General features: G+C 51.6%; 7 protein-coding genes. 2 read left to right on the top strand and 5 right to left on the bottom strand.

Features of this window, described 5'->3' with window-relative positions; all coding sequences use genetic code 11:
* Window positions 1–105: 105 nt before the first annotated feature.
* A complete protein-coding gene (locus tag L2731_RS06640) occupies window positions 106–1,896 on the bottom strand; it encodes a flavocytochrome c (protein WP_249252362.1) in 1,791 nt (596 codons plus the stop codon).
* A 653-nt stretch (window positions 1,897–2,549) separates the two neighbouring features.
* On the opposite strand from L2731_RS06640, the gene L2731_RS06635 reads away from it, so the two are divergent.
* Together L2731_RS06635 and L2731_RS06630 are read left to right on the top strand one after the other, a co-directional pair.
* Entirely contained in the window at window positions 2,550–4,514 is a 1,965-nt protein-coding gene (locus tag L2731_RS06635) for an ATP-binding protein (RefSeq protein ID WP_249252361.1), read from the top strand.
* Window positions 4,515–4,523: 9 nt separating this feature from the next.
* A complete protein-coding gene (locus tag L2731_RS06630; protein ID WP_239849646.1) occupies window positions 4,524–5,906 on the top strand; it encodes a sigma-54-dependent transcriptional regulator in 1,383 nt (460 codons plus the stop codon).
* 195 nt (window positions 5,907–6,101) lie between these two features.
* Here L2731_RS06630 and L2731_RS06625 read toward each other — a convergent pair whose 3' ends face one another.
* The 4 genes from L2731_RS06625 to L2731_RS06610 form a co-directional block, all read right to left on the bottom strand.
* Complete coding sequence (locus L2731_RS06625) at window positions 6,102–9,059, bottom strand: prolyl oligopeptidase family serine peptidase (protein WP_249252360.1); 2,958 nt, start codon at window positions 9,057–9,059, stop codon at window positions 6,102–6,104.
* A complete protein-coding gene (locus tag L2731_RS06620) occupies window positions 9,056–9,616 on the bottom strand; it encodes a hypothetical protein (RefSeq protein ID WP_249252359.1) in 561 nt (186 codons plus the stop codon). The genes L2731_RS06625 and L2731_RS06620 overlap by 4 nt, the downstream gene beginning before the upstream one ends.
* A gap of 262 nt (window positions 9,617–9,878) precedes the next feature.
* Window positions 9,879–11,147 carry a dicarboxylate/amino acid:cation symporter gene (locus tag L2731_RS06615; protein WP_249252358.1) on the bottom strand — a complete coding sequence of 423 codons (1,269 nt, stop codon included), beginning with the start codon at window positions 11,145–11,147 and terminating at the stop codon, window positions 9,879–9,881.
* 588 nt (window positions 11,148–11,735) lie between these two features.
* Window positions 11,736–12,956, bottom strand: coding sequence for a phosphoenolpyruvate carboxylase (locus L2731_RS06610; protein WP_249252357.1), 1,221 nt, complete (start codon window positions 12,954–12,956; stop codon window positions 11,736–11,738).
* Window position 12,957 lies beyond the last annotated feature (1 nt).

Below are 12,957 nucleotides of genomic sequence, written 5' to 3'. Positions count from 1 at the left end.
AAGCCACGGCGGAGACCGTGGCTTTTTTAGCGGTGGCTTCCTAGCCACCTTTGGGATGTTGCTAAACTATGTTAGTAACCTATGAGTTAGGTTAGTTAAGAAGATTTAGTTCTTCTTAGAGTATTTCGCTGCTTCTTCACCCGCTAGGCGACCGAAGGTGATGATGTCAGAGATAGCGTTACCACCCAGACGGTTTGCACCGTGAACGCCACCAGTTACTTCACCGGCACCATATAGACCTGGAATGACCTGCTTCTTAGCATCCATTACCTCAGCCTTGGTATCGATCATCACGCCACCCATGGTGTGATGAACACCAGGAGTTACTTCGATGGCATAGTAGTTACCTTCGTTTAGTGCACGTGGCAGGTTAGGACGCTCGAAATCAGCATCTTTACCGGCAGTCACGAAGCTGTTGTAGCGTGCAACGGTTTCGGTAAGTGCTTTACCGTCGATACCTTCCTGTTTACCTAGTTTCTCTAGGCTATCTGCGCTAGGTGCAACACCCAAGCCGATATACTTATCGATCTTCTTCAGAGACTTACGAACTGAGTCATCGAAAATCAGATAGGCAGACTTACCAGTTTGCTTCAGGATAGCCGCGGCAGCCTTGTCACGAGTAGTGATCTCGTTGACGAAGCGCTTACCTTCACGGTTAACTAAGATAGCGCCGTTACCACGAACCGCTTCTGTCACCATCACACCACCTTTAACAGATAGGGTTGGGTGAGCTTGGATATATTCAAGATCTTTCATCGCCGCGCCAGCGTTTGCTGCTACGTCGATACCATCACCTACTGCACCTGGTTGGTTAGTCGATACGAAACCTTTCAGCTTAGGATCCAGCTTAGACACGCGCTCGTTGTTCTTAGCGAAACCACCGGTAGCCAGAATCACTGCATCGGCTTTCACCCAGTAGTAACCCTTGTACATACCCTTAACCAGGATACCTTTTACCTTGCCGCTATCATCTTTTAGGATCTCGATGCCGCGAGTGTTCATACGGATGTCGATGTTGCGCTTAACCGCGTTATCGTAAAGCACCTGTACCACGTGTGCACCTACACCTGCACCACCCGTTGGACGGTGTGAACGGTTAACCGATGCACCACCCATACGACCTACGTCGCTTAGGTCGGCGCCCATAGCGGTCATCCAATCAACTGAACCTTTAGAGTGAGAAGAAAGGATCTTAACCAACTCAGGATCGTTGATGTTACGGCCACCTTTCATGGTGTCTTTAAACATGATCTCTGGGTCGTCTTTGATGTTTTTCGCTTTTTGCTGATCTGTCCAAGCGGCGTTCATACCACCGGCCGCCAGCTTAGCGTTACCACCGATAACAGGCTCTTTCTCAATCAGAATGACTTTGGCGCCGTTATCATGGGCCGATACTGCGGCAGAGAAACCTGCGCCGCCTGAACCCACAACCACTACGTCAACGGTATCGCGAGGTGCGCTAGCAAGAGCCGCTTGACGTTCTGCCTTGTCTTTCGCCAGTTCGGCAATAGTAGGCTCGTGACGCTCCCACTTCTTGGCATATGGCATGTTGAAATCGAAGCTATGGCAAGAATCACAGTAGACCATAGACTTTTCGTGGGCGCTGTGACATGAGGTACAGGATACATCGCCAGGGAAGTGAGAATCGTGGGCGTTGTAGTGTTCATGCTTAGTGGTTTCAGCCACTTCAGCTAAGGTACCATGACAAGATACACACTGCTCGTTCTCATAGGTCAGGCTGTCGTTTGACAACTCACCATCGGGTTGGTGGCAGCTATCACATTCTTGATTTTGGGCGTGGAAGTCAGCCAGGTTATCGGCTGCCATGGCGTTGCCCATGAATCCGGCTGTGCCCATTAATGTGGCTAGACAAACCGCAAGTTTCATCTTTTTCATCTTTGCTCCCCCTTCTAAACTTACAGGCTTAACCCGCTGAATTTAGAAGCACTTACATTATATTTAGATTAAAGTGATTCACACTTAACTTTAGAAGAAAGCCTTAACAGGTATTGATGAGTACCTAGGGCCTTCACTATCGCTCGATATAAATGATTAACCAGGGATGACAAAGCGGCAAACGGATACCCTAAATAACCCTCAGAAATGACACCTCAATCACATGCCCCGAGATCCCCTATGCAAGTATGCATAATCACAAAGAGGTATATGCAAAAATGCATAACCCACGGAGATCGAGATCACCCAAATGTTAGCTAGGGCCTGTTGACCTTTTGAGAACAAATTTTGTTCTAATTGAGCACGTTCAAATCGCGGCAGGAGGCTTGGAGTATAGTTATTCTATATAAAAGCCGAGTAATAAAGAGTTGAACGTGCTCAAGACGAACCCTGCGGGCAGCGTCTGTATCATTTTTCTACTGCGTTATCGCTCATTGATATAGCACACTAGATTACAATCGCTCTGCCTTGTATAAAATCGATACAGAGTGCTGCAAAAATGAACGCGAAAGATAAACAGGCCCTAGATAAGAAATCGCTAATTCGCGTAATACAGCACAGTTTATTGCATCGGAAAAATGTAACATTTCCGCATGAAACGCTTACTTATCTGCCTACTATTTATCAGCTTTCCTGCACTGACACAGGAGAGCATCGTCTTTGGCGTCCACTCTAAGACCGCGCCGCTAGAGTGGCGCAACAACGGTGTTGACCAAGGCTTCAACATAGAGCTGATGCACAGAATAGGCCAGCTGATCGACAGGCGGATCATCATCCGCCGCAAGAGCTTTCAGCAGCTGGTAAAAGATGTGCACAATCCCGGCAGCGACATAGATGTGATCGCCGTGGTCAGCCCGGTGAATCTGGATCGCAAACTCAGCCAGTCCGATCCCATCTATGCCACCCACGCCAAGGCCTACACCCTACAAGGCAAGGCACTGATCAACAGCTGGACAGATCTGGTGGGTAAACGGGTTGCCATCAAGAAAGGCGCCTTCGTCGACGTCTATCTCTCAGGCTATCCGCAAAAATTTAACCGCGTCGATGTCGACCTGTATGAAACCGGCTTCAAGCAGCTGATTGAGGGCGAAGTGGATGTGGTGATCGCCGAGAGCTTCGTGGCCCGCCGCCTGCTGCCACTCTACCCTTCGGTGCGCAGCTCCAGCGACGCCCTCATCTACGGTGCCTTCAACTTCGTCTGTAACGGCAAAAAGTCGCAGCTGATGCATGAGATCAACGACGCCCTGCGCCAGCTCAAGCTGTCGGGTGAATATGACCGCCTGGTCAACAAGTGGTTTGGTACCGGCCGCGAGAAAGTCGACCTGACCTCGACAGAGAAACGTATGTTTTCTCTGGCGATCTTAGTCGCCATCGTCTCGGCGAGCGGCATGATCTACACAGGCTTCATCAGTGCCAGCCTGCGCAGGCGCAAGAAGGCGCTGGACGCCGAGCTCATTCAGCGCCGCCGGGTCGAGGCGGAGATCTCCAACATCTCCAAACAGTTCCAGTCTGTGCTGGACGGTATTCCTCACGGGGTCACCATAGTCAACCGCGAGCTACAGCGCCTGTGGAGTAACGACAACAATGTGCACCTGCTGATCTCGGAAGCCTTTCATTACATAGATAACCAGGCGTTCGACCTCAGGCCCGCCGTGCTGCAGGTACTCACCCAGCAAAAATCACTGATCGCCGATATGATGTATCAGGAGCAATATTGGCAGCTGCAGATCCACCCCATCGCCAACGATCAGGTGGTGATCCTGCTTGAGGAGAGCACGGAGCAACATCAATTGCGTCAGGCCAACGAAGAGGCCAGTCGTCTTGCATCCCTTGGGGAGCTTTCTGCCGGCATCGCCCACGAGATCAATAACCCGACCGGGCTCATCCTGCACGCCATCTCGCTATTCTCGGCGGCGATGAAAGACTTAAGGCCCGCAGCCAACTACTATCAGCAGCACAACCCCTTCTGGCAGGTAGCCGGCCTGCCTCCCGGCCAAGCCATAGATGAGATGGGCGTGAGCTGCGACACCATAGAGGAGGCCGCCAAGCGCATCAGCCGTATCGTCAAGGATCTCAAGCGCTACGCCCTGCCTAATCTCACCCAGGAACATACTCCGGTGTGCCTCAACGAGGTGGTCGAGGTGGCGCTGCGTCTCACCGCTAACCAGACCAAGACCCGCCAGATCACTAAGCTGCTGCACCTGCCCAGCCCGAAAATTATGGGGGATGCCCAGCAGCTGCATCAGGTGTTAATCAACCTTATCCAAAACGCCTGCCATGCCTGTCCACCCCATGAGGGCAGCATTCAGATCAGCACCCAGATTAGCCAGGGGCGCGCCATCATCAATGTCAACGACAATGGCTGCGGCATGGACAGCAATACCCTTAAGCGCATCACTGAGCCCTTCTTCACCACCCGGCGCACCGAGGGCGGCAGCGGCCTGGGCCTGTCGGTCTGCAGCCGTATCATCAAGGAGCATCAGGGGCAGATGCAGATCCACTCGACACCCGGTAAGGGTACCCGTATCCAACTTAGTTTTGCCTTGGTTCAGGAGTAGCAACGACAGATGAAACTTGCACGCAATATCCTATTGGTCGACGACGAGGCCTCCTGGCTACGCACGCTGGCGGTAACCCTCAACCGTCTGGTCCCCGAGGCAGAGATAGATACCTGTGTCGACAGCCGCCAGGTGCTCAACCGCCTAGAGGTAGGCGACTATGCCCTGGTGCTACTCGATCTCACCATGCCATTTCATTCGGGCGAAGAGCTGCTTGGGATGATCCGCGCCGAACATCCCAATACCCGGGTGATCATAGTCACTGGCGTCAACGAGGTGGATACTGCGGTGCGCTGCATCAAGCATGGCGCCTACGACTACTTCATCAAGACAGACAATGTCAGCGACTTAGCCCATACGGTACGCCGCGCACTTGAGGTGGTGGGGCTAGAGCGCAACTATCTACATATCAAGGAGCGCTTTCTCAGCCGCACCTTAGATAACCCCAAGGCCTTTAATAATATTCTTACCTGCGAGCCTGCGCTGCTGGATCAGTTTCGCTATCTCGAGGCCGTCGCCTTCAGCCCTGAGCCTCTGCTGATTTACGGCGAGAGCGGCACGGGCAAGAGTGAATTCGCCCGCTCCTGTCACCAGCTGTTCAGTCCAGAGCAGCCCTTTGTCAGCCTCAACCTGGCGGGCATCAACAGCGACACCTTCGAGCTCAAGCTCTGTGGCCGCCTGAGCCATAAGCCTAATGGTGAGCTCGATGCGGTGACCGGCTTGCTCCATCAGGCAGGCAGTGGCGTCCTCTACCTGAGTGAGATAGGCGCCCTCCCCCTGAGCGCCCAGATCATCCTGCTGGAGCTTATCGAGAGCAGAAGCTACTCCCCCCAGGGCAGCGACAGTCGTTTCCCCATAAAGTGTAAGTTTGTGGTCTCCACCCAGGATGATCTACTTGCGCTGAACAAGGCGGGCGAGTTTCGTAGCGATCTCCTCTACCGCCTGCGCGCCCACAAGATAAAGCTGCCTAGGCTGGCGGAGAGACCGCTGGATATCGCCATGTTGATCAACCACTTCATTGCCGAGGCCGCCGAGGAGATGTCCCTTAGTGCTCCACAGCAACCCAGGGATCTGGCGCCCAAACTACTGGACTATGACTTTCCTGGGAACCTCAATGAGCTCAAGGGTATGGTATTCGATGCCGTCAGTCGCAGCGACGGCGTCACCCTCAACATCTCCCCCTTCATGGAGGCGGTGAAGGAGCATAAGTCACTCACGGCTACGCCTGGAGATCACATCATCTTTCCAAAGTCCCTGCCGACGCTGGCCGAGATGAACCAGGCCCTGATCGACGAGGCCATGAGCCGCACGGCCAACAATCAGACGGCGGCGGCGCAGATGCTGGGAATAAGCCAGAGCGCCCTCAGCCGGCGATTGACCAAGGGACACTGACCAAGGGACACTGACCAAGGGGCACTGACCAAGGGGCACTGACCAAGGGGCACTGATCAAGGGGCACTGACCAAGGGGCACTGACCAAGGGGCACTGACCAAGGGGCACTGCTCCGAGTAGCCTATCGAGAGGTTAGAAGCTAAAGCAATAAAAAAGGGACGCGTAGCGTCCCTTTTTACTCTCAAGCGAATAAGTTAAAGGAGCTCCAATGTCTTAGTCGCAAGCAAATTGTTATTGAGATCAGATAATTCCACTGTCAATTTACCCTTGAACAGCTCATCGTCGCCAAACGAGATACGCGTACTCCATGTGTCCTCCTGGCTTCCCCACAAGAAGTTCGTCTGCACTATCTCTTTGCGTCCCTTATCGTCCTCTTTAGTCCACTTGGCGATAAAGGCGACCTTGCTCTGTTGATCCACGCCTTTTTGCGGCTCAACTTCGAAGACCATTCCTAACACCAGGCTGGGTGAGGCATCAAAACGCTTACGCTTCTCGTAAATCCTATACTTCTTGTAATAACGACTGTATTCGATTGCGCCGGCTTCAACACCCTCTAACATCACTTGCACATCCGAGACGCCATACTCCTGTTTAACCAAATCCTGGATGAGCTGAATCTCTTTGGCATCAAAATGTCCGTAAGTATAAAGCTGGCTTATTATCCAATGCAGCAACTTACGCGAATCGTCAGTCACGGCATTTTTCTGATCTTTCTTCGGCAAGTCCACCAACTTAGAGAGCGCAAGCAGTTCGGTGCAGCGCTTCACATCTCTCAACTCATCCTTGGCGAGGCAGTATATTTTCCCCATCCTCAGTTGAGATCGCGCATCATAACCCTGCTCCACCGCAGCGCTATAAAACTCCACCGCCTTGGCCAGATCCTGAGTCACCTCTTCGCCCTCATCGTATAACAAGCCGAGCCAATTACTGGCCGACGCATAACCTAAGGAGGAACCTATCTCTACCCAGCTTATCCCATCCGCCACCAGACGAGTGCCTTCCTGACTGTCATCGACCCCCATCAGCTCTGTGGTCTGCTTCCCTTGAGTCTCTTTAAGCAACTGCTTGCCCTTTTGCACCAGCTTAACCCCATAGTTATAGGCAGAGCGTCCATCGCCGGCTAACGCGGCTTGATGATAATAGGCAAGTGCCTGAGAAGGACTATTTTCAACTTTATTATCAAAGTTATAGCCATCGGCAATGATAGCCAGGTCATAGCCCAGCTGGTGTGCAAGTTCAGGTTTTACGCCCGCCATCTCATGGTATTCAGACAGCGCCAAGGTTCGTTTCAAATAATCGGCCACATAAGCATTTTCATGTTGCTGCCAATACCAAGTATTCTGACCGTGCGCCGTCTTGTCATAATAAAGGTGCTCGACCCGCTTACCTTGTTTCTCGAGCACATATTGCATACGTTGCGAGTGTTCAAAGTCGGCGATACGATCCTCTTTACCGGCAATTAGCAGCACTGGTGCTTCTATCTTATCGGCCAGATAGACGGGGGAATACTTCAACAAGTCGTCACTCAGTTCACCCACAACTTCACTCACTGCCTTGCGATATTCCTCTAGCACCTTGTAGTTGCTACCATTAAACAAAAGCGGGAGGTCATAGACACCGTAGGCACCAATGGCGCATTGATAATCTTTAGGATGCTTGATCGCTAACATCAATGCAGAATAGCCACCATAACTCGCCCCCATGGCGCACATCTTCTCGAAGGAATATTGTTTCCTGACATGATTAACCGCAGCCGTGATATCTTGCTCAATCGCCTTACCAAACTCGCCCTTACCGCTATTTAGGAAAGACTTGCCATACCCCTCGGAGCCTCGGAAATTTACCCTTAAGACAGCAAAACCACGGCTTGCAAAATACTGAGTATCATTATTGAAGTAGTTATAGTCACGTATACCGATAGGTCCACCATGGGGCATAACAAGCAAGACACCATTACGACTCTGCTGATTCGGCAGTGTGAGATACCCTTCGACGTTAACACCAGGCACACTCTCTACGCTAAAGACCTGAGTGTCAGACAAGTCAAAGGCCATCAGGTCAGGATTCAGCTCAGTCAACAACTCAACTTTGTCCGCCTCTTGGTCATAGAGATAGTAGCTACCGGGATCATTTGAGGCATAGACAAATAATACTTGGTGCTTGTTATCAGGCGCGTAGGCACTAACGACCCCTTCTTTACCCTTGAAATGATGCTTAATCAGTGAGTCGCCTTCTGTCGTGCCACTATCGAGAAATTGGATAACATGCTGGCCATTCTCAACATAGGTCACCGAACTTATGCCATTGCCGGCATTATTCACCTCTCCGCTGACAAGATCATACTTAGGATGTTCATAGATAAGCTTACCAAGCTTTTGGCTAGCAATATCAAACTCATAGAGCGCAATCTTATCTGTGTTTTCGTTGCTCAAGACCGCCAGCTTATCATCGCCAATAAAGCCAATGGGGCTAAATTGCACCTTCTTATCAGTGATCTCAAACAGCTGCTTCCAGCGTCGATCTGTCAACTCTCGATAAAGCACTTCCCCCTTCATCGCCTCAATATCAACGGTCACGGCAAACAAGGCTTTGCGTATACTGTCCCAACCAAAAAAAGCCACATCTTTAAGTTTTTGTTCGACAAGGCTGCCCTTGTCGAAATCTTTATCCAGCAACTGTGCCAGGGTCAGTTTATAGAGTTGGTAGCTGAGTCGTCCGTCATAGCGATTCTTGGCGAAAAGCACATGGTTGGGCTCATCAACAAGCGGATCCACTAGGTAGCTATCGTTTGGCAGCGGCACCAACTCAGAGGTAAACTTTCCCTCCTTCTCTGACAGCTTGAGTAGCACATGCCTAGATTCACCACGCTTTACATAATGGATATAGAGCACTTCATCATTGATCCAACTATATTCACTCAGTCGCTCATCGCTATCGAATGAGCCGATATGTTGATACTCCTTGTCGCGAGTATCGATAAGTGAAATATAGGATTTGCCCTCCTCCACGATAAGCGCAGAGATATGCTTGCCATTTGGCGTAAATGTCACGTGGGACATCATGGGAGAGCGATAAAGCGTCGAAGCCGGGATAGGCAACGCATGAGTCGAAAGGCTAATGATTAACAGTGCTAAGGCGATCAAATACTTCATAGTGCAGCCTCCTTCGACTCGCTTAAGCCTTCTGCAAATTCGAGAAAGTTATCTTTTCCAGGGCCTGAATAACGCACCTGACGCGACTGCAAAATGTTAGGAAAAGAGGATTCGAGAAAACGCAGTGCCTTGGTTGAACGATTTTCGAGGATAATCTCTGCCGACGTGATTTCCCACAATCCCTGAATTTCTATGTTCAAGTCCCCCACATAGCTCACCTGATTCGGCCGGACTTCAAAATCCCAGTAGCCCTCCTCAAGCTCCATATAGACGTAGCGCCCAAACTTCACATCTTCGATTCGATAATGACCGGCTGGCACATCCACCAATATATAATTACTACCAAACTTAAGATCGCGCTCGGTCAACATCAGCTTGTTATCACCGCCGATAAGAATACTGTGTAATCCCCAATTGGTATCAACACCGATCAGCAGGTAACCACTGTTTTCAGCTAAGGTTTTATCAACATCTTTTGAAATGGACTGCAGCCTTTGGGCACAGCCAGAGAGGGTACTCACCACTATGATGAGTAATAAGCTCATGAATTGTTTCATCGAATTCCCTTTCGTCTATCTATTACAAGCGACGGTTAATTACCGTTTCTCATTTTCTAGTAATAAAGTGCTATATCAACCGCTCTAAAATACCCAAATAAAACAAAAAATCAACACTTTTAACAAACACTTAGTTAACCAAGCGCTAATACACATCGCTGATGAATGACGCTTGCTGGCACCCCTTTCCTCACAATCAAATAATAAAAAGGCCCGCCAGAGGCGGGCCAATTATCGATAAAATGAAACCGTAAGATTAACCTTAACTCACCTCACTGGTACGAGGCACAGTGACAGCCTGCTCCTCTTCATGGGCGTTCTCTGTGGCGTCGACTATGGTGAGCACGGCGGCGTCACCCACGACGTTACAAGAGGTCAGTACCATGTCGATCAGTCTATCCAGTGCCGCGACAATCACGAAGGCCTCGACTGGCAGACCCATCTGGTGAATCAGCACGCCGATCATCACCATGCCGCCGCCTGGCACGCCGCCTGCGCCAACAGACAGCAGGAAGATGCTGAACAGCAGGGCGGGCAGCTGATCCATGGCGATAGGAGCACCGAAGGAGTTAGCCACGAAGAAGATGGCGATGGTGATATAGATAGAGACGCCGCCCATGTTCATGGTCGCCCCCAGCGGCACGCCGAAACCGGCCACGGCGCGCTTCACGCCCAGCTTCTCGGTCAGGGTACGCATGGTGACAGGAATGGTGGCATTCGAGCTGGCGGTCGACAGAGAGAATAGGATCTGCTCCTGGGTCTTGGCGCGGAAGGTCTTGGCCGACACAGGGGTAAACAGGCTCACCGCCCAAGGGTAGACCACGAAGATCCACAGCAGCAGCAGGCTGAGGATCACCACCAGGTATTCGACAACGCTGAGGAATAGGCTAGCCTCCAGGGTCGCGCCCAGCTTAAACATCAGCGCAAACACACCAATCGGCGCCAGCTGCATCACCACACTGATAAGTTTCATCATCAGCTTGTTGCCTTCCGTGAAGCCTTGTTGCAACAGCGGCACGGCGCCATTCATCGCCTTGATGACACCACCTACCAGCAGCGCCATGAAGATCACCTGTAGCATGTTGCCCGAGGTGAAGGCGGCTACCGGGTTGCTCGGTACTATGTTGACGATAAGCTGCATCAGGTTAGGCAGCTCGGTTGCAGTGATCTCTGCGCCCGTGCCCCCCGTCATGTCTACCCCGAGTCCCGGCTTAAGCAGCAGGGCCACGGTCAGGGCGGCGAAGATGGCCACCAGGGTATTGATGATGTAGAAACCGAAGGTCTTGCCGCCAAGGCGACCGAAACTCTTGAGGTCGTCGAGTTCCAGCACGCCGCAGACGATGCTGACGAAGACCAGGGGCACCACCATCATCATGATCATGTTGACGAACATGGTACCTAAGCCGGAGGCGACCTCGACCAGGGTACCGGAGAAAAACCCGACATCGGCCAAGAAATATTGAATGATGCTACCCAGAATCAGGCCAGAAAAGAGGCCGATAAAGATGCGCGTTGAAAGTGATTTAGTCATATGCTTGCCTTGTTTTGCCGCGCATCTATCGTGCGCTTTTTTTCTTCTCCATCTAGCGTGGAGATAGTGATGAGAGCCGTGGCTCTGCCGTTACTGGTCAGTGATAGTGGATCATGCTAGTGATAATTTCAATCATAATCTGGGCAGGTTAACAGCCTACAAAAGGTGAAAGTAAAGAGGATCACAATGCAAGTCATTGATTTAAAAACACAAACATACACACCACCCGTTTAAGGCTAAATAACAAGTTTTACCTGTTAGCACAACAAACCAACAAGGCATTCACAAAATCCTCTCTCAAGCCAGTGAAACACGCCAGCAAGAACAAATTAACCAACATTAAACTCTGACATAACCACGATATTCAGTGAGAGTCATTACTCACAGGCAGAGGCTAGTGAGATCCACTAGGCATAGGCGAAAACACAGCAGATAGCCAAGAAGGCAGATAAACAAAAACCGCTAAACCAGCATTTTGATAAGCTACTGATTTAACGGTTTTAAGTGATTTTTAGCATCAGATAGCAACCGGATAAGCAGTCACTATATTGGTTAACACCTGATCACGGCTAATGCTTAAGCTTAAACTTAGGCCAACCATAACTCCACGTCACGTATGATGAAGTTGCCGCTATAGACAGGATGACGCTCGCCTATGGGCTCAAGCTCGAAATAGCGCCTGTGCTCCTCGGGCAGGCCTTCATAGCCACAGATCACCTGATACAGCCAGCTCTCGGTATCCCAGCTCAGCTCGTTGGCTCTATGATAGTCCAGCGCCGATTGTCTGAGTCCTGAGTCGATCACGGCGCAGAAATACTCATCCACCGCTAGCTTGAGCGGATTATCGGGAATATCGAAGTCTTCCGCCTCCACTAGCGCAAAAGGCACATCATGGTCACGCACCGAAAGATCACGGCCCGCGCGGCTGATGCTCTTGATCTGCGACACCATGGCCAGCAGTTCGGCTTCCTGACCTGTGTTGGTCACATCCACCGCCGCCGGTGCCAGAATCGCCTCGGCGCGATTAAACAGGGTCGGCAGCTGCTTGTGACTCACATGATCCGCCACCTCATAGTCTGGGTGCATATCCGTATAGAGCAGCCAGCCCTTGAGCAGGCGAGTACGCCCCAGGATCTGACGGAAACGGCCAAGTAGCTCCAGCAGGCGTCCCTGCACCACACTCAGTTCCTGGGTACAGTCACTCAGGGTCTCTTGTAAGCGGGTCACCAACAGCTTACGCAGCTCGCGGATATCGCCGGCAATCTGACCCAGCTCGCTAAACTGGAACATCTCCAGGCCGTTGAGCAGCTCGGTCACCTGACTCTGGGCCAGCTCATTTTCACGTATCTTGGCGTTGATGGTGCCTACATAACCGAATTCGTTGTTGATCCGGCTCCAGAGCACACGAATAGAGTACTTCAGCCCCTCGGTAAAGCTGTAGACCTGCTCGCTGAGATCGGCCAGATAGGCCTCGCTGGCGCCGTAATCGGCCGCCTGGCGAGCCTCCTTATAGTGATCCGCCAGGGTCTTGATGGTGGCAAGCGAAGAGCCAACATTGGCATCGATCTGTCGATTGCGCTCATCGCTCAGCACCTCTTCGAGCAGGGCGCGCACCGAGCGTTTCAGCCTCAGTCCCTGCTCGCCGTCGGGTTGCCACAAGATGTCGGCCTTACGCAGCTTGTCGATGGCACCGGCGCGTTCGCCCTCTTCGGTCACAGAGCCAGACAGATAGACATCCATGATGAGATCCGCATGGCGCCCCAGCTGCTTGAGTAGCGTGACCCCCGCCTGATGTAAGTTGCTACTCATA

The sequence above is a fragment of the Shewanella aquimarina genome (genome assembly GCF_023349185.1).
GTDB lineage: Bacteria > Pseudomonadota > Gammaproteobacteria > Enterobacterales > Shewanellaceae > Shewanella > Shewanella aquimarina.
This window is presented reverse-complemented; position numbering and strand designations above follow the sequence as displayed.

Bases quoted from the DNA above. Each gene is read 5' to 3' on its own strand.
- L2731_RS06640 (WP_249252362.1), bottom strand. From the start codon at position 1,896: ATGAAAAAGATGAAACTTGCGGTTTGTCTAGCCACATTAATGGGCACA.
- L2731_RS06635 (WP_249252361.1), top strand. From the start codon at position 2,550: ATGAAACGCTTACTTATCTGCCTACTATTTATCAGCTTTCCTGCACTG.
- L2731_RS06630 (WP_239849646.1), top strand. From the start codon at position 4,524: ATGAAACTTGCACGCAATATCCTATTGGTCGACGACGAGGCCTCCTGG.
- L2731_RS06625 (WP_249252360.1), bottom strand. From the start codon at position 9,059: ATGAAGTATTTGATCGCCTTAGCACTGTTAATCATTAGCCTTTCGACT.
- L2731_RS06620 (WP_249252359.1), bottom strand. From the start codon at position 9,616: ATGAAACAATTCATGAGCTTATTACTCATCATAGTGGTGAGTACCCTC.
- L2731_RS06615 (WP_249252358.1), bottom strand. From the start codon at position 11,147: ATGACTAAATCACTTTCAACGCGCATCTTTATCGGCCTCTTTTCTGGC.
- L2731_RS06610 (WP_249252357.1), bottom strand. From the start codon at position 12,956: ATGAGTAGCAACTTACATCAGGCGGGGGTCACGCTACTCAAGCAGCTG.